Annotated in this window: 25 protein-coding genes, 1 tRNA gene and 1 riboswitch; of the genes, 10 read left to right on the top strand and 16 right to left on the bottom strand. The window is 67.9% G+C overall.

Annotated features, from left to right (window positions below):
* Window positions 1–2: 2 nt before the first annotated feature.
* From C6Y44_RS06265 to C6Y44_RS06250, 4 genes are all read right to left on the bottom strand, one after another.
* Window positions 3–1,388, bottom strand: a complete 1,386-nt coding sequence (locus tag C6Y44_RS06265; RefSeq protein ID WP_006553874.1) for a cystathionine beta-synthase — start codon at window positions 1,386–1,388, stop codon at window positions 3–5.
* 133 nt (window positions 1,389–1,521) lie between these two features.
* Window positions 1,522–2,364: a Bax inhibitor-1/YccA family protein gene (locus tag C6Y44_RS06260; RefSeq protein ID WP_071934511.1), complete on the bottom strand. Its 843-nt coding sequence runs from the start codon at window positions 2,362–2,364 to the stop codon at window positions 1,522–1,524.
* A gap of 96 nt (window positions 2,365–2,460) precedes the next feature.
* Window positions 2,461–3,603 carry a class I SAM-dependent methyltransferase gene (locus tag C6Y44_RS06255; protein ID WP_159418982.1) on the bottom strand — a complete coding sequence of 381 codons (1,143 nt, stop codon included), beginning with the start codon at window positions 3,601–3,603 and terminating at the stop codon, window positions 2,461–2,463.
* 7 nt (window positions 3,604–3,610) lie between these two features.
* The gene (locus C6Y44_RS06250; RefSeq protein WP_120281737.1) at window positions 3,611–3,967 is read right to left on the bottom strand and encodes a hypothetical protein; all 357 of its coding nucleotides are present in this window, start codon (window positions 3,965–3,967) and stop codon (window positions 3,611–3,613) included.
* Window positions 3,968–4,126: 159 nt separating this feature from the next.
* Here C6Y44_RS06250 and C6Y44_RS06245 point away from each other — a divergent pair, with 159 nt between their 5' ends.
* Both C6Y44_RS06245 and C6Y44_RS06240 read left to right on the top strand, forming a co-directional pair.
* Entirely contained in the window at window positions 4,127–7,627 is a 3,501-nt protein-coding gene (locus tag C6Y44_RS06245) for a serine/threonine-protein kinase (RefSeq protein WP_159418983.1), read from the top strand.
* 46 nt (window positions 7,628–7,673) lie between these two features.
* Window positions 7,674–8,726, top strand: coding sequence for a magnesium transporter CorA family protein (locus C6Y44_RS06240; RefSeq protein WP_174247079.1), 1,053 nt, complete (start codon window positions 7,674–7,676; stop codon window positions 8,724–8,726).
* Between the two features lie 28 nt (window positions 8,727–8,754).
* On the opposite strand, the gene C6Y44_RS06235 is transcribed toward C6Y44_RS06240, so the two are convergent.
* The gene (locus C6Y44_RS06235; RefSeq protein WP_162836410.1) at window positions 8,755–8,931 is read right to left on the bottom strand and encodes a hypothetical protein; all 177 of its coding nucleotides are present in this window, start codon (window positions 8,929–8,931) and stop codon (window positions 8,755–8,757) included.
* 119 nt (window positions 8,932–9,050) lie between these two features.
* On the opposite strand from C6Y44_RS06235, the gene C6Y44_RS06230 reads away from it, so the two are divergent.
* A complete protein-coding gene (locus tag C6Y44_RS06230; protein WP_026060957.1) occupies window positions 9,051–9,248 on the top strand; it encodes a CsbD family protein in 198 nt (65 codons plus the stop codon).
* A gap of 186 nt (window positions 9,249–9,434) precedes the next feature.
* Here C6Y44_RS06230 and C6Y44_RS06225 read toward each other — a convergent pair whose 3' ends face one another.
* Window positions 9,435–9,632 (bottom strand): hypothetical protein, encoded by a 198-nt coding sequence (locus C6Y44_RS06225; protein ID WP_006553868.1) that lies wholly within the window; start codon window positions 9,630–9,632, stop codon window positions 9,435–9,437.
* A 220-nt stretch (window positions 9,633–9,852) separates the two neighbouring features.
* Here C6Y44_RS06225 and C6Y44_RS06220 point away from each other — a divergent pair, with 220 nt between their 5' ends.
* Window positions 9,853–9,999, top strand: a complete 147-nt coding sequence (locus tag C6Y44_RS06220; RefSeq protein WP_174247080.1) for a hypothetical protein — start codon at window positions 9,853–9,855, stop codon at window positions 9,997–9,999.
* 7 nt (window positions 10,000–10,006) lie between these two features.
* On the opposite strand, the gene C6Y44_RS06215 is transcribed toward C6Y44_RS06220, so the two are convergent.
* Window positions 10,007–11,779: a hypothetical protein gene (locus tag C6Y44_RS06215; RefSeq protein ID WP_159418985.1), complete on the bottom strand. Its 1,773-nt coding sequence runs from the start codon at window positions 11,777–11,779 to the stop codon at window positions 10,007–10,009.
* A gap of 329 nt (window positions 11,780–12,108) precedes the next feature.
* A riboswitch (TPP riboswitch) is annotated at window positions 12,109–12,205 on the top strand.
* On the opposite strand from C6Y44_RS06215, the gene C6Y44_RS06210 reads away from it, so the two are divergent.
* The 5 genes from C6Y44_RS06210 (at window position 12,188) to C6Y44_RS06185 (ending at window position 16,772) form a co-directional block, all read left to right on the top strand.
* Window positions 12,188–13,255 (top strand): ABC transporter substrate-binding protein, encoded by a 1,068-nt coding sequence (locus C6Y44_RS06210; protein ID WP_404817785.1) that lies wholly within the window; start codon window positions 12,188–12,190, stop codon window positions 13,253–13,255. (Overlaps the previous riboswitch by 18 nt.)
* A complete protein-coding gene (locus C6Y44_RS06205) occupies window positions 13,233–14,018 on the top strand; it encodes an ABC transporter permease (RefSeq protein ID WP_159418986.1) in 786 nt (261 codons plus the stop codon). The genes C6Y44_RS06210 and C6Y44_RS06205 overlap by 23 nt, the downstream gene beginning before the upstream one ends.
* Entirely contained in the window at window positions 14,015–14,785 is a 771-nt protein-coding gene (locus tag C6Y44_RS06200) for an ABC transporter ATP-binding protein (protein ID WP_159418987.1), read from the top strand. Before C6Y44_RS06205 ends, C6Y44_RS06200 begins: the two co-directional genes overlap by 4 nt.
* 509 nt (window positions 14,786–15,294) lie before the next feature.
* Window positions 15,295–15,759 carry a hypothetical protein gene (locus C6Y44_RS06190; RefSeq protein ID WP_159418770.1) on the top strand — a complete coding sequence of 155 codons (465 nt, stop codon included), beginning with the start codon at window positions 15,295–15,297 and terminating at the stop codon, window positions 15,757–15,759.
* Complete coding sequence (locus tag C6Y44_RS06185; RefSeq protein WP_216850658.1) at window positions 15,732–16,772, top strand: DDE-type integrase/transposase/recombinase; 1,041 nt, start codon at window positions 15,732–15,734, stop codon at window positions 16,770–16,772. Before C6Y44_RS06190 ends, C6Y44_RS06185 begins: the two co-directional genes overlap by 28 nt.
* A gap of 67 nt (window positions 16,773–16,839) precedes the next feature.
* Here C6Y44_RS06185 and C6Y44_RS06180 read toward each other — a convergent pair.
* Window positions 16,840–16,913 (bottom strand) — tRNA-Leu (locus C6Y44_RS06180).
* Between the two features lie 19 nt (window positions 16,914–16,932).
* On the bottom strand, window positions 16,933–17,439 hold the full coding sequence (locus C6Y44_RS06175; protein WP_159418988.1) for a GNAT family N-acetyltransferase: 507 nt from the start codon (window positions 17,437–17,439) through the stop codon (window positions 16,933–16,935).
* 147 nt (window positions 17,440–17,586) lie between these two features.
* Between C6Y44_RS06175 and C6Y44_RS06170 the strand changes: the two genes are divergently transcribed.
* Window positions 17,587–18,840, top strand: a complete 1,254-nt coding sequence (locus tag C6Y44_RS06170) for a lipase family protein (protein WP_088896583.1) — start codon at window positions 17,587–17,589, stop codon at window positions 18,838–18,840.
* 88 nt (window positions 18,841–18,928) lie between these two features.
* On the opposite strand, the gene C6Y44_RS06165 is transcribed toward C6Y44_RS06170, so the two are convergent.
* The 7 genes from C6Y44_RS06165 to C6Y44_RS06135 all read right to left on the bottom strand — a co-directional run bounded on the left by C6Y44_RS06165 (window position 18,929) and on the right by C6Y44_RS06135 (window position 25,442).
* Entirely contained in the window at window positions 18,929–19,132 is a 204-nt protein-coding gene (locus C6Y44_RS06165; protein ID WP_064852142.1) for a cold-shock protein, read from the bottom strand.
* 230 nt (window positions 19,133–19,362) lie between these two features.
* The gene (locus C6Y44_RS06160) at window positions 19,363–20,307 is read right to left on the bottom strand and encodes a Ppx/GppA phosphatase family protein (protein WP_120281729.1); all 945 of its coding nucleotides are present in this window, start codon (window positions 20,305–20,307) and stop codon (window positions 19,363–19,365) included.
* Window positions 20,304–20,831, bottom strand: a complete 528-nt coding sequence (locus C6Y44_RS06155) for a DUF501 domain-containing protein (protein ID WP_006553860.1) — start codon at window positions 20,829–20,831, stop codon at window positions 20,304–20,306. Before C6Y44_RS06155 ends, C6Y44_RS06160 begins: the two co-directional genes overlap by 4 nt.
* Complete coding sequence (locus C6Y44_RS06150; RefSeq protein ID WP_174247081.1) at window positions 20,828–21,535, bottom strand: FtsB family cell division protein; 708 nt, start codon at window positions 21,533–21,535, stop codon at window positions 20,828–20,830. The genes C6Y44_RS06155 and C6Y44_RS06150 overlap by 4 nt, the downstream gene beginning before the upstream one ends.
* 8 nt (window positions 21,536–21,543) lie before the next feature.
* A complete protein-coding gene (gene eno / locus C6Y44_RS06145; RefSeq protein ID WP_094980862.1) occupies window positions 21,544–22,830 on the bottom strand; it encodes a phosphopyruvate hydratase in 1,287 nt (428 codons plus the stop codon).
* A gap of 116 nt (window positions 22,831–22,946) precedes the next feature.
* Entirely contained in the window at window positions 22,947–23,669 is a 723-nt protein-coding gene (locus tag C6Y44_RS06140; protein ID WP_159419309.1) for a lytic transglycosylase domain-containing protein, read from the bottom strand.
* 198 nt (window positions 23,670–23,867) lie between these two features.
* Window positions 23,868–25,442 carry a sugar transferase gene (locus tag C6Y44_RS06135; RefSeq protein ID WP_159418989.1) on the bottom strand — a complete coding sequence of 525 codons (1,575 nt, stop codon included), beginning with the start codon at window positions 25,440–25,442 and terminating at the stop codon, window positions 23,868–23,870.
* Between the last annotated feature and the right edge of the window lie 88 nt (window positions 25,443–25,530).

Below are 25,530 nucleotides of genomic sequence, written 5' to 3'. Positions count from 1 at the left end.
TCCTATCGGCCTTGAGAGATGAATCCGAGCAGGTCGTGGCGGGTGATGACGCCGACGGGCTTGCCGTCGTCGATCACCATGAGCGCGTCGGTGTCGCCGAACGCCTTCGTGGCGGAGTCGATCGACTCGCCCACGCCGATGTTCGGCAGCGGCGGGCTCATGTGCTTCTCGACCGGATCGGCGAGATTCGCGCGACCCTCGAAGACGGCGCTGAGCAGTTCGCGCTCGCTGACCGAACCGGCCACCTCACCTGCGGTGACGGGCGGTTCGGCACCCACGACCGGCATCTGCGAGACGCCGTACTCACGGAGGATCTCGATGGCGTCGCGCACCGTCTCGGACGGGTGGGTGTGCACGAGGTCGGGCAGGTCGCCGCTCTTGCCGCGCAGCACGTCGCCGACGGTGGAGTCGTCGGGCTTGCCGTCGAGCGGGGCGCGCAGGAAGCCGTAGCTGGCCATCCACTTGTCGTTGAAGATCTTCGACATGTAGCCGCGACCACCGTCGGGCAGCAGCACGACGACGACCGCGTCGGGGCCCTCACGCTCGGCGACCTGCAGTGCGGCGACGACGGCCATGCCGCAGGAGCCGCCGACGAGCAGGCCTTCCTCGCGGGCGAGGCGACGGGTCATCTCGAACGAGTCGGCGTCGGAGACGGCGATGATCTCGTCGGGGATCGACGGGTCGTAGGCGGAGGGCCAGAAGTCCTCACCGACACCCTCGACGAGGTACGGCCGGCCGGTGCCGCCCGAGTACACCGAGCCCTCGGGGTCGACGCCGACGACCTTCACTGCACCGTTGGAGACTTCCTTGAGGTACCGGCCGGTGCCCGAGATGGTGCCGCCGGTGCCGACGCCCGCGACGAAGTGCGTGATCTTGCCGTCGGTGTCGTTCCAGATCTCCGGGCCGGTGGTCTCGTAATGACTCGCCGGGCCACCCGGGTTGGAGTACTGGTTCGGCTTCCAGCCACCGGGGAGCTCACGGGCGAGACGGTCGGAGACGCTGTAGTAGCTGTCGGGGTGCTCCGGCGGGACCGCGGTCGGGCACACGACCACCTCGGCACCGTAGGCCCGCAGCACGTTGCGCTTGTCCTCGCCGACCTTGTCGGGACACACGAACACGCACTTGTAGCCGCGCTGCTGCGCGACCAGGGCCAGGCCGATGCCGGTGTTGCCGGAGGTGGGCTCGACGATCGTCCCGCCCGGCTTCAGTTCACCCGACGCTTCGGCCGCATCGATCATCTTCACCGCGATGCGGTCCTTGGAGCTTCCGCCGGGATTGAGGTATTCGATCTTCGCCGCTACGAGCCCCGATCCGGGTTTCACCACCGTGTTGAGCTTGACGAGGGGGGTGTTTCCGATGAGGTCGATGACGGAATCCGCAATGCGCATGACTCCATGTTCCCACGTCGCGGCTTTCCGGCAGGGGGACGGTGTACACCCCCTGGGAAAACACCCCTGCGAAACGACCTCTGCGAAACGACGAAGACCCCGGACCGTGGTCCGGGGTCTTCGTGGCGTACTGCTAGTCGTTCTGGAAGTAGCTGAGCAGTCGCAGGATCTCGACGTACAGCCACACCAGGGTGACGGTCAGGCCGAGGGCGACGCCCCAAGCGGCCTTCTCGGGGGCCTGTGCGCGGATCAGCTGGTCGGCGGAGTCGAAGTCCAGCAGGAAGCTGAACGCCGCGATGCCGATGCACACGAGGCTGAAGATGATGGCGATCGGGCCGCCGTCGCGCAGGCCCAGGCCACCGTCGATGAAGAAGCCGGCGATGAGGTTGCCCAGCGCCAGGACCAGGACACCGACGAGGGCGCCGACGATCATGCGGGTCAGGCGCGGCGTGACGCGGATGGCGCCGGTGCGGTACACGACGAGCATGCCGAAGAACACGCCGAAGGTGCCGAGGACGGCCTGCGCGATCAGGGTCGCGCCGCCGGCGCCACCGAACGTGATGTCGGTGAACATGAACGACAGCGCGCCGAGGAAGAAGCCTTCCGCGACCGCGTAGGCGAGGACGATCGCCGGGTTGTCCATCTTGCGGCCGAACGTCGCGACCAGCACGAGGACGAGACCGATCAGACCGCCGCCGATGACGAACGGAGCTGCCAGGCCGACGTTGGAGTTGACCAGCACGTAGGAGATGAGTGCCGAGACGGCGAGCACACCGAGCGTGATGCCGGTCTTGGTGACGACGTCGTCGATGGTCATCGTCCGCTGGTCGGTGGGGCGTGCCCACGGATCCGTCTGCGGCTGACCGAATTGCTGGGTGGCCTGCGCGGCGCCTGCCGTCGCAGAGCCGAACGTGGCGTATCCGCCGCCCTCTTGCTTGGGCAGGTTGCGGAACACCGGGTTACTGGTGGTGCGCACCGTGCACTTCCCTTCTCGTGGTCGCTTCTGTCCGTTCAACGAGGCAGTGACCTCACGAGTTCCCGTTTCGTCGAGAAAGCTCGGACTAATCGGACTCTACCGGCTCCGTACCGACCTGGTCACCGTGAACTTGCGGTTGCGGCCCTCGACGCGGGTCGGCCCGACGATGCCCGACAGCGCGGGGCGGTAGTCGAGGTGGCGGTTGTAGACCGTCCACATCTGTCCTCCCGGGCGAAGGATCCGGGCTGCGGCGTCGAACATCTTGTGGGCCGCGCCGGTGTGCACGGTGGCGCCGATGTGGAAGGGCGGATTGCACACCACGAGGTCGACCGACCCGGCGACGATCGAGCTCGCGGCATCGTCGCGGAGCGTGTCGATCCGGTCGGCGAGTCCGTTCGCGGTGGCAGTCTCCGCGGCGGAGGCGACGGCGGCGGCGGAGTGATCGGTCGCGATCACGCGAACGTCGGGCAGTTGCCGGGCGAGCATCGCGGCGAGGATGCCGGTGCCGCAGCCGAGGTCCACCGCGAGCTGCTCGTCCGTGTCGCTACGAGGCAGGTCGAGGTTCGGGAAGTGGTCGAGGAGGAAGCGGGTGCCGATGTCGAGACGCGGGCCGGCGAAGGCGGCCCCGTGCGCGACGACGGCGAGGTCGAGTTCGTCGAGCCGCTCACGGACGGGATAGGAGGCCGGTCCGGGTGTTGCTCCGCGCGCGGTGAGCACCCGCGACTTCTGCCGTCCCCGCGACGCGCGGACCTCGGCGAAGGACGCACCGAGGACGTCGTTCATCGCAAGGCTGATGTGCTTGTCGCGGCCACCGGCGAACACGACGACCTCGGGGTCGGCGTGGCGGGCCACGGTCTCGGCGATCTCGGTGAGCGCCGACAGCGAACGGGGAAGACGCAGCAGTACCACTCGGGCACCGGCGAGCAGGTCCGCGTCGAGTCCGCAGGAACGATAGCGGTCGGTGAGATCCTCACGTTCGGCGTTCGCAGCCAGCGCGCGTTCGGCCACCACCGAGTCCTGATGCACCCGGATCCGCTCCGCGCCGAACCGGACGGCCGCACCCAGGGTCAGGGCACCGTACTGGTCGTCGACGACCACGATCGTGCCCGGCGTTGCGGATTCCAGTGCGGGGGCGGCTTCGTCGAGGAGCAGGCGATCGGCCCCGTCGACGGCGAACAGGTTGGGCGCTTCCACATCCGGGAAGCGCCTCAACCTGTCGTACAACTCGTCGATCAACACTCGACCGTCAGCACTCGCCCTTTCCGGCGTTCTCGATGGCACGCAGGGTGTCGGCCTGCTCCTCTTCGCTGAGATCCTGCCAGGCCGGGAGCTGCTGCTGGGCGTCGGCGACGGCCTGGGCCGCTGCCGCGCGGTCCTGGCCCCACCCCTCGAGCTCGTCGAGGTAGGGCAGCAGAGCCTCGCAGTTCTCCTCGTAGCTCTTGCCGAGTTCGACGCTGGTGCCCGAGGTGCCGGCCTCCGCCGAAGCCGAGGTGCTCGTCGTGGTGGTGGTCTCCTCGGCCGAGTCGGATCCGTCCGAGGATCCACACGCCGCCGCAAGCAGGACCACACCTGCACCGAACAGCGCCGCGAGAGTCTTCTTCATCTATGTCCCACTTCTGGTCGCAGTGTCGTTTCGTCCGTTCCCGGTGAGGCACCGTGGTCCGGCCGGACCACGTTAGACCAGGGGCGACGCACGATCTGCAGCGGGCGTGCACATTTCGAGACTATCCTGGGGAAACGGCTTCCCGAGGTGATTGCGCCGATGACCGAGAACGATCCGGCCGCCACTCAGCGCGCGCCGATTGTCGACGTCGCAGAGACCGACATCGTGCGCGCGCTGCACGATGCCGGTTTCACCGACGCCGTGGAGATCGGCCGCGGCGGCTTCGGTGTGGTCTACCGCTGCCGGCAGGCCGAACTCGACCGTGACGTCGCGGTGAAGGTGCTGCGCCGCTCCCCCGAACCCGCCGATCTCGAACGCTTCCTGCGCGAGCAACGCGCGATGGGGCGGCTCTCCGGCCACCCCAACATCGTCACCGTGCTGCAGGCCGGGGCGACGGACACGGGCCTGCCCTATCTGGTGATGCACTATCACCCGCACGACTCTCTCGACACCCGCATCCGGCGGCACGGGCCGATCACCTGGCCGGAGGCGGTCCGGATCGGGGTGAGGGTCGCCGGTGCACTCGAGACGGCGCATCGTTCCGACGTCCTGCACCGCGACATCAAGCCCGGCAACATCCTGCTCACCGAGTACGGCGAACCGCAGCTGACGGATTTCGGTATCGCCCGCGTCGGCGGCGGCTTCCGCACCACTGCCGGTGAGATCACCGGTTCCCCCGCGTTCACGGCACCGGAGGTGCTGCGCGGTCATGCCCCGACTCCGGCCGCCGACGTCTACGGCCTCTCCGCGACCCTGTTCGCGGCGATCACCGGTCACGCCGCCTTCGAGCGGAAGGAGGGCGAGAAGATCGTCGCGCAGTTCGTGCGCATCACTTCCGAGCCCGTCCCCGACCTGCGCGGCGAGGGCATCCCCGACGACGTGTGCGAGACCCTCGAGCGCGGCATGGCGACCGATGCCGAGGACCGGCCGCAGACGGCCGCCGAGTTCGGTGATCTGCTCCGCGACGTCCAACGCGCCCACAACCTGCCGATCGACGAGATGGCGCTGCCCGGATCACCGCCGTCCGGCCCGTTCCCGCCGCGCTCGGCGCCACCGCTCACCGGGCCGGCCTCGACGGTCTCCGGCCGGTCGTCCACGGTCTCGGGACGCACCGGTCCGTCCACCGCACCGTCGACCAGGTTCCGGCCGCCCTCGACGTCCCGTCCCCTGATCGAACGCAGTCGTCTGATCTCGTTCCTGCGGGCCGGCGGACGGCGCCGTCTCATCGCCATCCACGCCCCCACCGGCTTCGGCAAGTCCACCCTCGCGGCGCAGTGGCGCACCGTTCTCGCCGCCGAGGGAGTGCCGGTCGCGTGGTTGACGGTGGACAGCGACGACAACAACGTGCTGTGGTTCCTCGCGCACCTCGTCGAGGCCATGAAACAGATCCGGCCCGTGCTTGCGCGCGAGCTCGGCCAGATCCTCGACGCGCACGGCGACGAGGCCGAACGGTACGTGCTGTGCACGCTCATCGACGAGCTGCACCGCACCGACACCGCGGCGACGCTGGTGATCGACGACTGGCACCGCGTCACGTCGACGGAGACCGTCGCCGCTCTCGAGTTCCTGCTCGACCGCGGATGCCATCACCTGCAGCTCGTGGTGACGAGCCGCAACCGATCCGGACTTCCGCTCAGCCGCATGCGCGTTCGCGACGAGCTGGTCGAGATCGATTCGACGGCACTGCGGTTCGGGGTGGACGAATCGAACGCCTTCCTGCGCGACATCGGCGGGATAGACCTCGACCCCGAGGACGTGGAGGATCTCACCCGCACCACGGAGGGGTGGGCCGCAGCCCTGCAGCTCGCGTCGTTGTCGTTGCGCGACAGCGACGATCCGTCATGGCTCATCGAGAACATCACCGGCCGGCACCACGCGATCGGTGAGTTCCTCGCCGACAACGTGCTGGCCGGTCTCGAACCCCGGATGTACGAATTCCTCCTCGCGACCAGCATCACCGAATCGATCAGCGGCGGCCTCGCCGCGGCACTCACGGGCGATCCGCGCAGCCAGGCGATGCTCGAGGAGGCGGAGGAACGCGACCTGTTCCTGCGGCACGTCGACGACGAACGCGTGTGGTTCCGCTATCACCACCTGTTCCTCGACTTCCTGCGGCGACGTCTCGAACGCGACCATCCCGACAAGGTCGCGGATCTGCATCGCACCGCCGCCGACTGGTTCGCCCGCAACCGCATGCTGCAGGAGGCCGTCGACCACGCCCTCGCCGCCAACGACACCGACTTCGCCGTCGACCTGCTCGCCGACGACGGCATGTACCTGATGGAGCACGGTCACATCGCCACGCTGCTCGCCCTGATCGACAAACTGCCGCCGCGGGCCGTCGCGAACGATCCGCGCCTGCTGCTCACGCAGGCCTGGGCGAACAGTGCGCTGCTGCGGTTGGACCGGTGTCGCAGAACCCTCGCGGCGGTACGGGAACTGCTCGACCGGGGGGTGACGGACAGCTACGACGTCGAAGCACTGCGCATCGAGGCGGATGCCGTCGAGGCGTCGATCCTGATGAACTCCGACCGCATCGACGGCATCTACGAGCTCATCGCGCCGTGCCTGGAGAATCCGACCTCCGTGCACCCGTGGGTGGTGGCGGCCGCAGCCGACTTCGCCTCGTACGCCGACATCTTCCGCTTCGACTTCGCCTCCGCGATCGGGCGGCAGGAATGGGCGGAGCCCTACCACCGCGAGACCCGCGGACCGTTCGCGTCGATCTACGGTCAGTGCCTGTGCGGCATCGCGGCGAACGAACGACTCGACGTCGCCGCGGCCGAGAAGTACTTCCGCACAGCGCTGCGCCGAGCGCGACGCAACGGCGGGATCCACACCCACGGAGGGCGTCTCGCCGCTGCCATGCTCGGAGAGCTGCTCTACGAACAGGGACGGATCGCCGAGGCCGAAGCACTGCTCGACGAGAGCAACCTGCTCGGAATAGAAGGCGGTGGAACGGATTTCCTCATCGCTCGCTTCGGTACCGCTGCGCGCCTGAAGATGTTGCAGGGCAACCGGGAGGCAGCCGTCGCCCTGCTCGCCGAAGGACTGCGGGTGGCGGCGCTGCACGACCTGCCACGCCTGCGGGCACGCATCGAGAACGAACGGGTCCGGCTCGGGATCACCACCCCCGGCCCTTCGACGCGCACGATGCCGGAGAACACCACACCCCACCCGGACGGAACCGTCGAGATCACCCTCCAGATCGAGGACTCCACCGCGATCCGGCTGCTCAGCGAGAGCGGGGAGCCCGAGGCAGCGGAGCAGGCCGTCGATTGGGCGCGGATGTGGGTGCAGCGCACCGCCTCGCGTCCCCGCGCCCACCTGCAGGCCCACCGTCTGCTCGCCTCCTGCCTGCACGCGGCCGGGCGCATCGAGGAGGCCGAGGAGACCCTGGCCGTCGTGGTCGACGCGTGCGCGGCGCGCGGGATGGTGCGCTATCTGACCGACGGCGGACCACATGTGATCGCCACGCTCACCTCGATGCGGGCGCGGATCGAGCAGGGTCTGTGGCCGGACGTTCGGCCACGGATCGACCTCGGGTTCGTCGACGAGGTGCTGCGATTGGTGAACACCGAGCATCGTCCTGTCGTGTGACCCCCGCGGCGGGACGTGGTGTGAACCCCCACGGCGGAGACGTGGTGTGAACACCGCATGTTGCGGGGATCCTGCCGAGGTGACGGACCGATACGACAACTCCATCCGGACCCGGCGGTGGGCCCACGGGAAACTCGTCGACGAAGGTTTCCCGCTGTCCGCTGTCTCGGAGCATCTCGCCGATCCCGAGGCCTTGGTCTGGGTAGATCTGTGGGATCCCGAACACGCCGCTCTGCTCGAACTCGCCGAGGAATGGAACCTCGACCCGCATGCCGTCGAGGATTCGCTAGCACACGGCGAGCGCACGAAGGCCACCCGCTACGCCACCCATACCTTCCTCACGGTCTACGCGACGCACCTGTTTCCGGATTCCGAGGACGCGGATCAGGCGCACGAGTCCCGGCTTCGCACCACGCGGATCTCCGCCTTCGTCCTGCCCCACGGCATCGTCACCGTTCGCCGCGGCACTCCGTTCGACATCGACGAGGTGGTACGTAGGTGGGACGAGAACACCGACCTGCTGCAGTACGGGCCGGGTGCGCTGATCCACGGCCTGCTCGACACGGTCGTCGACGGGCAGTTCGAGACCATCCAGGAACTCGACGACGCCGCCGAGGACCTCGAGGACTGCCTCTTCGAGGACGGTGCCTCCACCCGGCAGATCCAGCGACGCGTCTACCGGCTCCGCAAGGAACTCGTGCAGCTCCGGCGGGTCGTGCTGCCGATGCGCGAGGTCGTCAACGCCGTCCTGCGGACCCGCGCCGAGAGCAACCACCACCCCGAGCTCGACAGCTCCTACAACGACCTCTACGACCACGTGATGCGTGCTGCGGAGTGGACCGACTCGCTGCGCGAGATGGTGAACACCGTCTTCGAGACGAACCTGTCGCTGCAGGACGCGCGCCTGAACATCGTCATGAAGAAACTGACGGGATGGGCCGCGATCATCGCCGTCCCCACGGCCGTCACCGGCTGGTACGGGATGAACGTGCCCTATCCCGGAGTAGGCGAGGCGTGGGGACTGATGAGTGGGGTCGGGATCATGGTCGTGTCGGCGATCGTGCTGTACGTGCTGTTCAAGCGCCGCGACTGGTTGTGAACCCGCGTTGCTCGGTGAACGGCTCTGTTCAGAGGAAGACGACGAGCAGCACGACGATCACGACGACCACCGCGACGGCAGCGATCACCGCACCCGCCGAACGCCGGCGCTGCACCGGCCCGTCGCGGACGAGTTCGGGATCGGCGTCGGGCGCGTCCCCGATCGGGTCGTTGTTCTCGGGACCGGAGTTGGTGGGATGCGACATCGGTCTCCTCCTGGCTGTCTGTGTCGAAGTCTGACACGGACGAGTCGGTCGTGTTCGGTTTCAGGCTGTTCGGGCCGGGTACTCCGTCAGAGCAACGTTCGATGACACAGGAGGACCCCATGGCCGACTTCGTCGACAAGGCAAAGCACAAGGCAGAAGAAGCGGGCGGCAAGATCAAGGAGAACACCGGTCAGGCGACCGGCGATCGTGATCTCGAAGCCGAGGGTCGCGGCGATCAGACCTCCAGCGGTCTGAAGCAGGCAGGCGACAAGGTCTCGGATGCCGTCGAGAACGTCAAGGACGCTTTCAAGAAGTAGCCCCTGAACTGCGCGGTGCCGGTAGTTGCGACTACCGGCACCGCGCTGTTGAGGTGCTTGGCACCGCACAGTCGAGGTGCTCGGCACCGCGTCGTGGAGGTGCTCGGCACCGCGTCGTTCGTCCGGGTACCGCACCGAGCTGTGCCGGTGCGTGCAGCACCCCGCTCTCACGGGGTGCTGCCGGGACTACTTCGAGGAGGTGCCTTCGGTGTCGTCGAAGAAGTGCCAGGTGCCGTCCTGCTCGTTCTGCGCCTCCATGCGCCAGCCGAGTTCGCTGTTGTCGGCGCGCTGGTCAACGAACCAGGCGTGCGCGTCGTCCGCGCTCTCGATTTCCTTGGTATCCACGACGTTCCCGGTCGGGTCGATCACTCTGTAGGTAGCCATGCCGAGTGTCTTCCCACGCGACTCGCCGGTCAAACGTCGCGCGAACCTTCTGGTGTAGGGTGGAGTCATCGTTCGGCTCGCACATGATGAGCAACCTCGCACCACAGTGCCCGAAGGTTCCGAACCGGACGTGAGAGTTCCCCGCCGCGTGTACCGCGGCCCCTCTTCTTCGCACTGCCCGACGGCCGGGGTCTACCCGGCCGCACCCGAAAGGACGGCCATGAGCCAGAACAAAGAATTCGACAATCCTCTCTTCCTCGCGCCCACCACTCCGGAGGCCGACGCCGAGACCGAACCCGTCACCGCTGTCGCCGAAGTGAGCGGCCCCCACGACTACACCTCGATCTTCTCCGCGCGCGGCGCCTGATCCCGCCTCATCCGACTGTGAAGCTTCCGCCTCGGTCGGCTGCAAAGTCGGCCAGCGCCTGCGACACCTGCTCGGGCCGCCCGTCGTTCTGATCGGCGGCCGCCGTGAGCACATCGAGGTGGTTGTATCCGGGCAGAATCCACCTGCGTTCGTTCGGATGATCCGTCTCGGGCAACGAGATACCTCCGTTCGCCACCAGCGTCACCACAGGATTGCGCGTGACACCGTCGCGGTGGAGATGACCTTCGAAGCGGGTCGCCGATGCGAGGTCGAACGGAAGCCTCGACGGGAAGTACCACTCGGTGAAATCCAGTGGTGGCTCCGACAGATTCCGCGCCAGCTCCGCGATCGACGTCACCTCGTTCCCCTGATCGGTGTACCGCGCCTCGTCGGGTGACGACGCTCCAGTGCTCACCTCGTCGTAGTCGAGCCACCGGTAGACGACTCCCGGATCCGCGAAGACCGCCGGCGACGCCTTGAGCGCATCGCCGAAGAATCCCGACCCGAGCACCTCCGGCGTGGCGGGAACAGGAAACAGCTTGTCGCGCACGGGTGCCCCGGTGATGAATCCGACGCTCGCCTGCAGGAACCCCAGCGGTTGCGAATTGTCGTCGAGGATCGCGCCGAGCACCGCCTCGTTGGTCGCGTTCAACGTCCGCACGTCCGGGTCGCCCGTCGCGAACATCGCGTAATCCCTCGCCAGCAGAGTGCGCAACGTCCAGTCGATGTTCGGGTTGTCCGGCATGCGCGGGACGATGCCGTCGATGCCGTCCGGGTCGAGCCGTGCCGCGAGCCCGGTGAGTGCGAGCAGATTCGTCGTCTCCGGGTTGATGACCGCGGGGAGCGCGAGCACCGGCGACGCAGTGGAGATCGATCCGGACAGCGCATCGAGCGGAGCGGACACCGTGTCGGGCAGATCCGGGAGCGCGCCCCGGCCGGGGAAGGGCGCTCCGGCTCTGATCACCGTATCGAGCGCGAAGTACCCGCCGCACTGGTTGTAACCGGCGTCGTCGATGGTGGCGGGATCTCCGTCGAAGTCCCATTCCGCGAAGTAGCCGGTGATGAAACCACCGAGAGAATGTCCGCCGCACAACACTTTCCGTTTCCGCAGTTCCGGGTCGGGAAGTTCGTGACGCAACAGGTCGTACTGGTCGCGCAGCGTCTGCTCGAGTCCGACCTGCGAAAGCCACGCGACGTCGGCGCCGCTCGCATGGCCGGCGAATCGTCGCCCGTCCACTTCAGCACCGCGGAAGTAGTAGTCGGTCGCGGTGTCGAGCGAACCCGTCCGCAGCGCCGCCCGGGTACCGGTGTGGTCCTCGAGGCAGTTCGATCGCCGGTCGAGTGCCCAGAACTCGACATGGGCACCACGGGCCGCGGCCGCGACGACGGTGTTGCGCGCGACGCTCTCGAACGCGCCCGCTCCCTCGAAGATCCCGGGCTGGGCGACGAGGATCCGGTCGGCGTCGGCCGAACTCTCCGGTCCGTCGGCCGACCGCCACCGCAGATACGACAACCGGTCGCACGCGGCGGGTCGCGGTCCCGCTTCCGCCGGCAGCGGCGCGGGTATCGACACCACGGACCCGAGCACCTCGCCGGCCAGTGGCGCCGACGAGGTGTACGGCATTTCGGTGCGTCCGGTCGGCTCCGACGCGGTGCGTCCGGTCGGCTCCGACGCGGTGCGTCCGATCGGCTCCGAAGCGATGTGTCCGATCGGCTCTGCCGACACCACCGATGCCGTGAGCACACTTCCCATCACCGCCGCAGCCAGTGCTGCGCCCATCCTTGCGCGCATCCCATCCCCCGATCGGTTCGTGCGTATTGAACACCGTTGCGGGAGTCGGGTCTACGGAAACGGCAGAAGAAAGGACCCGTCGGAGTTCACCGACGGGCCCTTCATCGTCCACGCAAGGGGGAGGCGTGCGCAGACCGATGGCCTGCCGTTCGGGGGAGGTGACAGGGACCATCACTCGAAGAGTCGGGACCTTCGACCCTTCCGTTACGGGTGAAATGTGAGGGTGACACCCTGACCTGGACTTTTGCGTAACTTCGGGTCACATCTTCCGTTCTGCTCCCGTCCCGGTGGTCCCAGGAGGGCATGGTGCTAAGGTCGCCCGTGACACGGGGTGCTCCGCACGAGCGGGGCTGAGATCACACCCGTCGAACCTGATCAGGTAATGCTGACGAAGGGATGTCCCGACATGACCATGCCTGTACCCACATCGATCCGTCCCCTGCCCGCGCAGTGAAGGCGCGGCGGACTCTCGCCGGACTGCTCACCCTCGTCGCCGCACTCTCCGCGGTCGTCGGGTGCTCGTCCGATTCCGGGAGCGACACCATCCGATTCGCGTTGGACTGGACGCCCAACACCAATCACACCGGCCTGTACGTGGCGCAGCAGGAGGGTCTGTTCGCCGATGCGGGTCTCGACGTCGAGATCCTGCCGTACAACAACGCGACCCCCGACACCCTCGTCGACGCCGGTAGCGCCGAGTTCGGGATCTCCACGCACGCCACATCGACCATCGCCAGAGCTGCGGGTTCCCGGACCGTCGCGGTCCTCGCACCGCTGCAGCACTGGGCGACGGGGATCGCCGTGCGGGCCGACAACGCCGAGATCACGCGGCCGGCGGATCTCGACGGCAAGACCTTCGCGGGCTTCGCGAACCCCGGTGAGGACGAGATGCTCGCCGAGGTGATCCGCAACGACGGTGGTCGCGGTGAGTTCGAGAATGTGACGCTCGGGACGTCGTCGTACGAGGCCGTCTACTCGTCGACCGCCGACTTCACCGTGTCGTACCTGGCGTGGGAGGGCCTCGAGGCCGAGCACCGCGGCCTGCCCATGCGGTACTTCGGTTTCACCGACTACGGCTTCCCCGACGCGTACGCGATCGTCGTCGACGGCAACGAGGACTGGATGACGGAGAACCCGGAGCAGGCACGCGCTTTCGTGCAGGCGCTGCACCAGGGTTACCGGATCGCCGCCGACGATCCCGACCGCGGGGCCCGGGCCCTGATCGAGGCGAACCCCGGGGCCTTCCCCGACGAGGAACTCGTCTACGAGAGCCAGCGCATGCTCGCCGCCGAGTACATGCGCGACGCCTCCGGCGCCGTCGGGGTCCTCGACGCCAGGAAATGGTCGGGCTATGCCCGGTTCCTCTACGAGAACGGCCTGCTGTCCGGACCCGACGGCAGCCCGTTGACGACCGAGCCCGACTGGTCGACCTATGTCACCGATGACTACCTCGAAGTCCGATAGCACCGGCCGCGCACGTCGACTCCTTCCCGCCCTGCTCGTCGCCGGGGCGCTGGTCGCGATCTGGCAGACGTACGTCGTGGTGAGCGGTATCCGCCCGCAGGTGTTGCCCTCCCCCGCACGCGTTCTCACGCAGGGGTGGGCGCATCGCGTCGACATCGCCGGGCACGCCTGGTCCACACTGCAGGTCACGCTCGTCGGGTTCGCCGTGTCGCTGGCCCTCGCGTGGACCCTCGCGATCGCCGTGGACTTCTCGCCGTGGCTGCGACGGGCCTTCGTGCCGCTGTTCGTGGTGTCGCAGACCCTGCCGATCATCGCGCTCGCACCCTTGATGATCATCTGGTTCGGATTCGGACTACTGCCGAAGATTCTCGTCATCGCGCTCGTGACGTTCTTCCCCGTCGCGATCGGACTGCTCGAAGGGTTCGCGGCGGCCGACCGCGAGGCGGGCGCGTTGCTGCGCAGCATGGGCGCGTCGCGGTGGCAGCAGTTCCGTTACGTGCGCCTGCCGTCCGCGCTTCCCCGCTTCTTCACCGCCCTGCGGATCGGGATCACCTACGCCGTAGTGGGGGCGGTGTTCGCCGAATACGTCGGCGCGACATCCGGTCTGGGCATTTACATGAGCACACAGAAGAATTCGTTCCGCACCGATCTCGTGCTCGCAACCGTGGTGGTGACGGCCGTTCTGTCGCTCACGTTGTACTCGCTGACCTACGTCGTCGAACGGGTGGTCGCGCCGTGGGCACTCACGAAGGGGGCGAAATGAGTGCGGTGACGGTGACCTCGGTCCACAAGGCGTACGGCGACCGGGCGGTGATCGACGGCATCGACTGTTCCGTCGAACCCGGTGAATTCGTGTCCCTCATCGGGCCGAGCGGGTGCGGCAAGTCGACGCTGTTCTCGATCGTCGCGGGGCTCGAACAACCCGACACCGGAGAGGTTCTCGTCGGCGACTCCCCCGCAGCACCCGGGGGGGTCGCGCTGATGCCGCAGAAGGATCTGCTGTTCCCTTGGCGGACGGTGCTCGACAACTGCACACTCGGACTCGAGGTGCAGGGTGTACAGCGATCCGACGCTCGCGCCCGCGCCCGCGAACTGCTGCCGACCTTCGGCCTGGCCGGCTTCGAGGACGCTGCGCCGCACCAACTGTCGGGCGGTATGCGTCAACGCGCGTCGCTCGCACGCACGGTGCTGCAGGGACGCGACGTGCTCCTGCTCGACGAGCCGTTCGGCGCACTGGATTCGCTGACCCGCACCGAGATGCAATTGTGGTTGCAGCAGGTGTGGCAGCAGCATCGCTGGACGGTGCTGATGGTGACGCACGACGTCCGCGAGGCGGTGTTGCTGTCCGATCGGGTCGTCGTCCTCGGTCCGCGACCGACGCGGGTGCAGCACGAGGTGCGTGTGCACCTGCCTCGACCTCGAACCCTGGAGATGTGCGCGTCGAGCGAGTTCGTGGCGCTCGAGCAGGAACTGGTAGACGTCCTGCACCGGTCACGTCACGGGGATCAGCGGAGGATGCCCTCGGGATAGTCGCCGGTCGCTCTGCCCACCGGCGGTGCATCCGCTACAAAATTCGTCGTCCGCTACAGCAATTGCCGTAGCGGATGGCGAGAACGGTAGCGGATGTGTCCGACAAGGCGGGGCCTGGCTGTCACCGGCGATGGTTCGGGCGTCGGGGAAGGACCCCGCTACGGCGCGTCGCTGGGCATGAAGGTGGCCATCGCCGACATCGACCCTGACCGAGTGCCTGAAGCTGGAGGTCGAGGCGGCCGGATACGACATCACCGTCGCCGCGGTTCTGCCCGGCCCGGTGGTCAGCAGGATCTTCGAGCGGGCCGGCGGGGACTCGGAAGCCGATGCGCTCGAACGCGAAGCGATGTTCGAGGTCGGCGAGACCGCCATGCCCGCGGAAGCGTAGCGCACCTCCGAGCTGTGGTCCATCCATCCGCTACACGAATCGCCATCCGCTACGGCAATTCGTTGGTTGTCAGGATGGTCGTGAGACATCCTGACAACCAACGCGGGGATCGGAGTAACAGATGTCCGACCTCATCACCCTCCCCGTAGGACGAACCCGACAAGGCCACCGCGCGTTCTCCATGGCCTACAAGATCGAGTTCTTGCGCCGATGGGACACCTGCGTCGAACGCGGAGCCAAGACCCGACTGCTGCGCGAGAACAATCTCGCCGAAGGCACCGTCCGCCGCTGGCTGCAGGCCCGCGATGAGGGACACTTGCAGAAGTCGATGGTCGAAGCAGCAGACAAAGCGAGGGACCGATTGGATAGTCGAGACCGCGCGGAGCTTGCCAAACTCCGCCGCGAAAACGAACGCCTCCGCGACAAGGTCGCCCAGAGCGACGCCGCCGTGGAGATCCTGGGAAAAGCATTCGAGCTCTTGCAGGGGATCCACAAGACCTCGACCGACGAGACCACCGAGATCCCGCCGGCATTGATGAGCGCACGCGAGTACGCGCTGTGGCTCGAGCGCAGAACATTGTCCTGACCGACATCGTCACCGAATTGACCGAGGCGGGAACGTCCGTCACCCGGGGGTGCGCGCTCGTGGGAATCGCTCGGTCGAGCTACTACCGGCGGGCCCACCACTACCGGCACTATCAGCCGGTCACCGATCCGATCCCGCAGCGACAGCGGCAGCAACCAGCGGCGCTGTCGCCAGCCGAAAAGGACACCATCATCGCGTTGATCCTCGCCGAGGAGAACGCGGATCAGTCTGTGTGTCAAATCTATTGGCGTTCATTCGACGACGGATTGGTGGACTGCTCGGAGGTCACATTCTATCGGGTGGCCCGGGCCGAGAAGCTCACCGGGGACCGGCGCCGCAGCCGCACCGGAGGACCGTCGACGTCGCGGCGCACACCGGTCGTCGAGGCCCTCGACGTCGGGGACCTGTGGTCGTGGGACATCACCACGCTCAAGGGGCCCCGCACGCAGGACCTGTTTCGGTTGTATCTGGCGATCGATGTGTACTCACGGTTTCCGGTGGCGTGGCGTATCGAGTACCACGAGGACAAGGCAAAAGCGGTGGAAATGTTCACCGAAGCGTTCACCGCGTTCGGGGCGCCGGGCGTGCTGCACGCCGACAACGGGGCATCGATGCGGTCGGGGTTGTTGCTCGATGCCCTCGCCGGGGCGGGGGTCGTGTCGTCGTTCTCTCGTCCACGGGTCAGTGACGACAATCCGTTCTCGGAGTCTCTGTTCAAGACCATCAAGTACGACCTGACCTGTCCGGATCGTTTCGATGATATCGATCATGCTCGGCGGTGGACCGAGGACTTCATGAACCGGTATGCGCTCGAGCACCGGCACGGCGGGCTGGGACGTTATACGCCGGTGTCGGTGTTTCTCGGCAGTGCCGCCGAGGAACACCGACGTCGGCAGGAGCGTCTCGACCGGATCCACGAAAAGTATCCGCAGCGGTTCCGTCGTCGACCGGCAGCGCCGGCGTTACCGCAACCGACGGGAATCAACACACCTGTTCTGTCTCAGACAGGTTGACAACTTCCGAATTGCAGTAGCGGATGGCAAGCGATGTAGCGAATGCACCGGGGCGAGCCCGGACCTGTGCCCCCAGTGGGACTCGAACCCACACTTGGCGGATTTTAAGTCCGCTGCCTCTGCCAATTGGGCTATAGGGGCGTGGGGATCACATTAGCGTTCACGACTGTCCACCGCCGCGCCGGGGCGCGAGATTCTTGAAGTACCGTGCGACGGGCCAGCGTTCGTATCCGGCACCCTCGTAGACGGCGCGGGCGCCGGCATGGCCGGGGTCACCGCCCGTCTCGACCATCATCATCGTCATCCCGGCGGCGCGGACGAGGTCGTCGGCGTGGTTCATCAGCGTCGACGCGACGCCTTTGCGCTGATGACGTGGGTCGACGGCGAGCACGTGGATCTCCCCCATGCTGTCCTCCGGGTGCACGCGCACCGATACCCAGCCGAGCAGCTCGTCGCCGTCGACGGCCAGATGGACCGACTCGGGTTCGTCGTCGAGGACCCTGCCGAGGTCGTCGATCTGCCTCGCCTCCCAGCCGTTCGGATAGAAGGAGTCGAAGACGAAGGCCGGGACGGCGGGTCGGTACAGCTCGAAGACGGGACGCCACGCCCGGATCGAGAGATCGAGGATGTCGCTTCGCCGTTCGGCGGTGTAAGGTTCGATCCTCATTGCTCCTCGACCTCCTCGGATCCGACTTCGAGTGTGCTCCTCGCCCGGGCTGTAACGCACCTCGATTTCGGGCCGACATCCTGCGGGGAGACAAGTACACAGCGGACAGCCGGGTGGTGGACCTGGGCTCGAAGAGAAGGATCATGGATGCGCTTCACGACCGCACGACCACTGATCGGGCGACTCGCCACCGCGGTGGCCGTCGTAGCCCTGGCAGCGACGCCGAGTCTGGTGGCCGCACCCTCCGCACAGGCCGAGGGCATCGTCTACCCCGCGTCCGTGAACGACTCCTTCTACAGCACCCCCGACGACATCGCCGAACGGCAGCCCGGTGACGTCCTCGACGCACGCGTCGTTCCGCCGCCGCTCGGATTCCCCGGCACCGACGCCGTCCAGCTGAAGTTCCGGTCGACGAACTCCGCCGGCGAACCGATCTCCGCCGTGACGACCGTGCTGTCCCCTCAGGGTGGAGCGCCAGGTCGTCCGCTCGTCTCGTACCAGGCGATCATCAACGCGCTCGGGCTCGAGTGCGCCCCGTCCACCGCCCTGTACGCGCCGAACCCGCTGCGAGGAATCCGGGAGTCCCCCGGCCTGCTCATCGCGATCCAGCGCGGCTGGTCGCTGGCCGTTCCCGACCATCTGGGACCGAACAGCGCCTACGGTGCCGCGAAGGTCGGCGGGCAGATCACCCTCGACGGCATCCGGGCCGCGCAGCGCTACGCCCCGCTCGGGCTCGCCGACAGCCCGGTCGGCATCGCCGGCTACTCCGGCGGCGGGATGGCGACGGCGATGGCCGCGGCACTCGCCCCGACCTACGCACCCGAGATCCCGATCGTCGGCTCCGCCTACGGTGGCGTCCCGATGGACATCGGCGAGATGGCCCGGGAGCTCGGCGAATCCGCCCATCCGGCCTTCGGTCTGGCGATGGCTGCCGCCCTCGGCCTCGAACGTGAGTACCCGGACCGAATGCCGGTCAGCAAGCAGCTCAACGGCGCAGGCCGGGAACTGCGCGACCGCATCGCCAACGCGTGCACCAACGAGATCCTGCTCGCCGGTGCGGGTCGCAGCATGGCCGACGTCGCCGACGCCGCGGTGGGTCTCGCTCTGCTCGACAGCCCCACCGTGCAGGAGGTGCTGATGGAGAACAGCGTCGAGCAGGTCCCGACGGTGCCGAATGCCCCGGTGTACGAGTGGCATTCACCGACCGACGTGCTGATCCCCCTCGATGCGATCTCCACGACCCTTCGCAGGTACTGCGACACCGGGGTGCCGGTGCGGACCGAACTCGTGCCGAGCCCGGATCACATCACCGCCGCCGTGATCGGCCTGCCGGGTGCGCTGGACTTCCTCGACGGCCGCTTCGCAGGCGTTGCGCCGTCGTCGGATTGCGGAGCACTCTGACCGATCTGTGGATATGCATCGGGCCCGCCTCGAATGACGAGGCGGGCCCGATGTCGTCTCATATCCCCTGCGGGGACGGGAGATCGAATCAGATCACGGTGATACCGGTGGCCTGGGGGCCCTTGGCTCCCTGGCCGATCTCGAAGCTCACGCGCTGGTTCTCGTCGAGGCTGCGGTAGCCGCCCGACTGGATCTCCGAGTAGTGCGCGAACACGTCAGCGCTGCCGTCCTCGGGGGCGATGAAGCCGAATCCCTTGTCGGCGTTGAACCACTTCACGATTCCCTCTGCCATGTCTGTCTCCTTCTGTCGTGTTACTCGAGCTCCGCCGAGAGTTCGGTGGAGCGAGGCCGCCATCACATGCGGTGACTTCCGAAAGGAGAACCAACCGCCCGCAACAAGGATTTGCGAGCGTGGACAAGACGCGAACAAAAACTTCGACCGAGACACAGTCAACCACACATTCGCCGATTCGTGTGGATCGAGCCCCGGAAATCGGGGTGGAACCTACACGGATCGGAGAACTAGCGGGCGACGGAGAGAGCGATGCCGTCGAGGATGTCGTGCTCGCTGACGACCAGCTCGGTGATGCCCGCCCGACTCCCCAGCTCCTCGGCGAGGACGGTGGTGATGATCGAGCCACCACCGATGACGTCGACGCGGCCGGGATGCATGGGGCCGAGCGCCGCGCGCTTCTCGCGGGTCGCGGCGACGAGACCGTCGCACACCTCGCGCAGACGGTCGAACGGCACCGACGACAGGTGGATCTTCTCGGAGTCGTACTCGTCGAGTTCGAGGGCGAGCGCCGCAAGGGTGGTCATGGTGCCCGCGACACCCACCCAGGTGCGGGCCTGCTCGACCGGCACCCGCTCGAGCGCTTCGCGGATCTTGTCCGCCGCGACCTCCCGTGCCGCAGCGACCTGCTCGGCGGTCGGTGGGTCGTCGTGCAGGCACCGCTCGGTCAGCCGGACGCAGCCGATGTCGGTGGAGTAGGCGGCGTGCACACCGTCGGCGTCGCCGAGAACTACCTCGGTGGATCCGCCACCGAGATCGACGACGACGAAAGGACCACGCGCGGAGTCGAGTTCGCCGACAGCACCGGCGAAGGACAGACGCGCCTCCTCGTCGCCGGTGATGACCTCTGCCTCGGCTCCGGGGATCACGGCACCGAGTACCTCGCGGGTCATCGCGAAGAAGTCCTCACGGTTGCTCGCGTCGCGCGTGGCCGAGGTGGCGACCATGCGGACCGCGGTGGCGCCGGTCTCGCGGATCAGGTCGGCGTACTCCACCAGCGCGACCCGCGTGCGTTCGATCGCCTCGGGAGCGAGACGTCCGGTGGCGTCGACGCCCTGCCCGAGCCGCACGACCTTCATGAGGCGGGTGACGTCGGTGAGCGTGCCGTCCTCCGCGATGTCGGCGATCAGAAGACGGATGGAGTTGGTGCCGCAGTCGATTCCCGCGACCCTCACTGTTCTTCTCCACGCAGCTCGGCGTAGGTGGGCCAGTCGGCGGGGATCGCCGTGCCACGCAGACCGGCGTCGGCGGCGAGTGCGACGGATTCGTCGCCGAGCGGGTTGACGCCCGGTCCCTTCGCGAGCGAATGCGCGATCAGCACGTGCAGGCACTTGACGCGCTCGGGCATGCCGCCGCCGGTGAAGTCGGTGCCGAGCGACTCGATCGCGTCGCGTTCGGCCAGGTACGACTCGTGGGCGCGCAGGTAGCCCGCAGCCAGTTCCTCGTCGGTACCGAGACGCTCGGTCATCTCCTTCATGACCCCGGCCGACTCCTGCCGGCTCGCCTCAGCCGTGAGGCGCGGGTCGGTGAGGTAGTACAGCGTCGGGAAGGGCGTGCCGTCGGGCAGCTTGGGCGCGGTCTTCACCACTCCGGGCGCACCGTCGGGGCAACGGTAGGCGATGGCCAGGACGCCGCGGGGTTCGCGCCCGAGCTGGGCGGCGACGGCGTCGAGGTCTTCTTGCGTGACGTGATCGGTCACCCGGGGACATCTCCTGGTTCTGGGGGTGCCACAGGCATCTGCTGCGGCACGGGTTCGGGCTCGGGTTCGGGTGCCGGTTCTGAGACCGACAACCACAGGTCGCTGTACCAGGCGCCGGTCGTCGGCCGCTCGGGTTCGCGCTCCTCGCGTTCGGGCGGGGCGTCGCCCGGGAGTTGCACCTGGTAGGGAATATCGCCGGGGACGACGAACCGCAGTCGCTCGCGGGCCTGGGCACGGACCCAGGCCGGGTCCTCCATGCGGGCCTTCTGCTCTTCGAGGGCCGCGATCTCCTGTTCGAGCTGCACGCGTTCGGCGGCGAGCTGCTCGGCTTCGGAACGCTGGCTCACGTAGGTGCGCAGCGGCACCGCGAGGGTGAGGGCGAGACCGCACACGACGAGGGCGAGCACCACGGCGCGGCCGGTGGACAGGCCCAGGACAGTGCGTTCGGTGCGGGGGCGGCGGGAGTCGCGGGGCGCGCCGACCCGGGTGGGGCGGGCTCGCCCCGAACCACCGGGGCGGCCGCGACCGGGCGACGAATGAACGGGGTCCTCGCGGCCGGCCGGCCGCGCACCCGCGTTCTCGGCCGAGTGTTCGGCCGGGGCGGTAGATCCCGTGGGCCGGGCCCGGCCCGGACGCCGGACGCCCGACACACCCTCGGTGCGGGTGCGCCTCGCTCCGGGACGGGATCTACCGCGCTGACTCATGCCGGCGATCAGCCCTCGACGGAGAACCGCGGGAAGGCGAGCTCGCCGGCATAGCGAGCGACGTCACCGAGGGACTCCTCGATGCGCAGCAGCTGGTTGTACTTCGCGACACGCTCCGAGCGGGCGGGCGCGCCGGTCTTGATCTGTCCGCTGCCGACGGCGACGGCGAGATCGGCGATGGTGGTGTCCTCGGTCTCGCCGGACCGGTGGCTCATCATCGTCTTGTAGCCGTTGCGGTGCGCGAGATCGACGGCGTCGAGCGTCTCGGTGAGGGTGCCGATCTGGTTGACCTTCACGAGCAGCGCGTTCGCGGCGCCCTTGACGATGCCGTCCTCGAGGCGCTCGGGGTTGGTGACGAACAGGTCGTCGCCGACGAGCTGGATCCTGTCGCCGATCTCCTCGGTGAGCGCGACCCAGCCCTCCCAGTCGTCCTCGCTGAGCGGATCCTCGATGGAGACCAGCGGGTACTGGCCGAGCAGCTCGGCGTAGAAGGCGCCCATCTCGGCCGCCGTCCGGTTCTGACCCTCGAACTTGTAGCCGGTGCCCTCGGTGTAGAACTCGGTGGCCGCGACGTCCAGCGCGAGCGCGACATCGCTGCCCAGCTTCAGACCGGTCTTACCGATGGCCTCGCTGATCAGGTCGAGCGCGGCCTTGGTGCCCGCGACGTCGGGGGCGAAGCCGCCCTCGTCGCCGAGGCCGGTGGCCAGGCCCTTGCTCTTGAGCACGGACTTGAGGGAGTGGTAGACCTCGGCACCCCAGCGGAGGGATTCCTTGAAGGTCGGGGCGCCGATCGGGGCGACCATGAACTCCTGGACGTCGACGCCCGTGTCGGCGTGGGCGCCACCGTTGAGGATGTTCATCATCGGAACGGGAAGGATGTGGGCGTTCGGGCCGCCGACGTAGCGGAACAGCTCGAGTCCGGACGACTCCGCACCGGCCTTCGCGACGGCGAGCGACGCGCCGAGCAGGGCGTTCGCGCCGAGGCGGCCCTTGTCGGGGGTGCCGTCGGCGTCGAGGAGGGCCTGGTCGACGGTGCGCTGCTCGGTGGCGTCGAGGCCGATGATGGCCGGGCCGATCTCGGCGAGGACGGCCTCGACGGCCTTCTCGACACCCTTGCCGAGGTAACGCTCGCCGCCGTCACGCAGCTCGACGGCCTCGTGCTCGCCGGTGGAGGCGCCCGACGGCACTGCAGCGCGGGCGAAACTTCCGTCCTCGAGCAGCACCTCGACCTCGACCGTGGGGTTGCCACGGGAGTCGAGGATTTCGCGGGCTCCTACCTGCTCAATGATGGCCACTGGCTGATTCTCCTTCGATGGACTGTCACGCTGCGGTGTCTGCACGCTGGGGACAGCCTAACGGTCGCGACCTGCGTGTGAGGCACAGGCGCGCTCGAGGCCCGGCGCGGTACCGTCTACGGCCGCACTCCCACCCCGTAGGCGGCGGCGCGGTCGCGGACGAGCATCAGGTATTCGGTGGACCGGTTGTAGGCCATCAGGGCGTTCGTCCAGCCCTCCGCGGTGGTCAGGTCGCCTCCGCGGGCGCACAGATAGCGGCCCGCGGTCAGGGCCGCGTCGTCGATGTTGTCGGGGTCGGCGATGCCGTCGCCGTTCGCGTCGACACCCCACCGGTCCCAGGTCTCGGGGATGAACTGCATCGGCCCGACCGCCCGGTCGAGCACCGGGTCGCCGTCGAGGCGGCCACCGTCGGTGTCGCGGATCTCGGCGTTGCCCCGGGTGCCGTCGAGCGGGACACCTCGGATGGGCGGCGAGACGCTGCCGTCGGATCCGACGGACGCGCCGCCGAACCGTCCGTGGCTGCTCTCCACGTTCCCGATGCCGGCGAGGGTCGTCCACGACAGGCCGCAGTCGGGGGTGCCGACGGCCAGGACGGCCGCCGCGTGCCCGTATGCCTCGAGGGCCGTGGTGGGGATGCCCAGTTCGCGGGACTGCGATTCGGCCCAGTCGGCGAGCTGCGCGGCTGTGCGGCCGGGACCGTTCACGTCGATGGGCGGAACGGGCAGACCGGGAGCCGGTGGAACGCCGTCGGGGATCTCGACGGACGGTCGCCGGGGTGAGTGCAGTGCGGACTCGACCGCCACGAAGACGACGGCGACGAGCGCACTGAGCAGGACCACCGGCCACAGCCAGCGTCGGGGTTCTCGATCGGACGGCACCCCTCCATATTCCATACGGGACGAAAACCCCATGTAGACGCACCGGCGCCGACGATCCCGCCTGATCGTCGGCGCCGGCCTCGGAGGGTAGAATCCGCGAGGGGTCGGACTCCACCGTTGTCTCTGACTCTGTTTCTACTGTCTCGACAGCGGTCTCCCTCAATACGCACCGTCCCCGCTGAGAACCGCCCGGATGGTGCGGCGCAGGATCGACAGGTCGAGCATGAAGGTCCAGTTCTCGACGTACCGCAGATCGGCCCGTACCGACTCGTCCCAGGACAGATTGCTGCGTCCGCTGACCTGCCACAGCCCCGTCAGACCCGGTTTGACGAACAGCCGCCGCGCCGCGCCGTCCTCTCCGTACCGGGCGACCTCGCATTCGAGCGGTGGGCGCGGGCCGACGAGCGACATGTCGCCCTTGACCACGTTGAACAGCTGCGGCAGTTCGTCGAGCGAGTACCGCCGGATGAAGCGGCCGACCCTGGTGACCCGCGGGTCCTCGCGAACCTTGAACAACACCCCGGCACCGATGTCGTGATCGGCGATGTCGTCCTTGTGCTCGTCGGCGCCGACGACCATGCTGCGGAACTTGTACATCGTGAACGGCGTTCCGCCGCGTCCCACGCGTTGTTGACGGAAGAGGATCGGTCCTCTGCTACCGGCCTTGATCGCGATCGCGACGGCGAGCAGTGCCGGCGCGATCGCCATCAGGGTCAGCACCGCGAGGACCCTGTCGAAGACGTTCTTCACGATCCAGGCCGGGCCGCTGTAGCTGGGGGCGCTCATCTGCAGCAGGGGCAGCCCCTCGAGCGGGGAGATGTGCAGGCGTGGGCCGACGACGTCCATGAGCACGGGGGCGATGAGGAGTTCGGCACCGATTCTTTCGAGGTCCCAGCTCAGTCTGCGCGTCCGCGCGTGCGGCCACCGACCGGAGGGTAGGAGCGCGACGGCCTCGAAGTTGTGTTGCGCGGCGACGGCCAGGACGATCTCGTCGGTGCCGAGCACGGGGATGTCGTCGATGGCCACCGGCAGGGAGTCGGCGCTGCGGTCGACGGCGAGGCAGATGCCGTCGACCCGCCAGCCGGCCCGCCGAAGGCAGTCGGCCCGGGAGACCAGTTCGTGCACCTCCTCCACGTCTCCGGTCACGAGCACCGAGTGCAGACATCGGCCCTCCGCGCGGGCCTTCGAGAGGTGGCGGCGCAGCACCGTCCGTCCCAGCAGGGTCAACACGAGAGCGATCAGCAGCGAGCCGAACGTCCAGGATTGACCTGCCGAGGTACCCCATCCGTATCCGGCGACGGCGAGTGCGGCGACAGCGAAGACGTATCCGCGGACGACCCTCCGGTACTCCTCGGGGCCGGTGCCGAGAATTCTTTCGTCCCATGCCTTCTGGATTCCGAGGGAGACGATCGCCGCCGTCAGTGCGGCCCCGATGAGAACGGGGGTACGCCAGGAGTCGATCTGGTCGAAGGAGTGGTATCCGACCGTGACGACCACGTGGGCGATCACGAGCGCGAACAGGTCGAAGCCGATCACCGCCGATCTGTAGCGCCGTTCGGTTCTCGGCCGGCGCACCGGTGGAGGAACGGTCGCGACCTGCGAGCCCACGGGGAGCACGATGGTCGATCCGATCTTCCGTGCCCCGTTCGGTCCTGACCCGGCCTTCGTCGCCGGTGCGTCACGGTCGGAATCCGTGTCGAGAACCGTCGCGAAGTCGTTCTCACGCTTGTACATTCAAGGTCACCCCAGTCCGGAGTCACGGTTACCCCGACTCCCAAACCGTACCTTGAGATTGTTTTTCACGCAATAACAGACTTCTAGC

The organism is Rhodococcus rhodochrous, from assembly GCF_014854695.1.
Classification (GTDB): domain Bacteria; phylum Actinomycetota; class Actinomycetes; order Mycobacteriales; family Mycobacteriaceae; genus Rhodococcus.
Note: the sequence above shows the minus strand (reverse complement) of the source record. Positions and strands in the feature narration are given on the sequence as shown.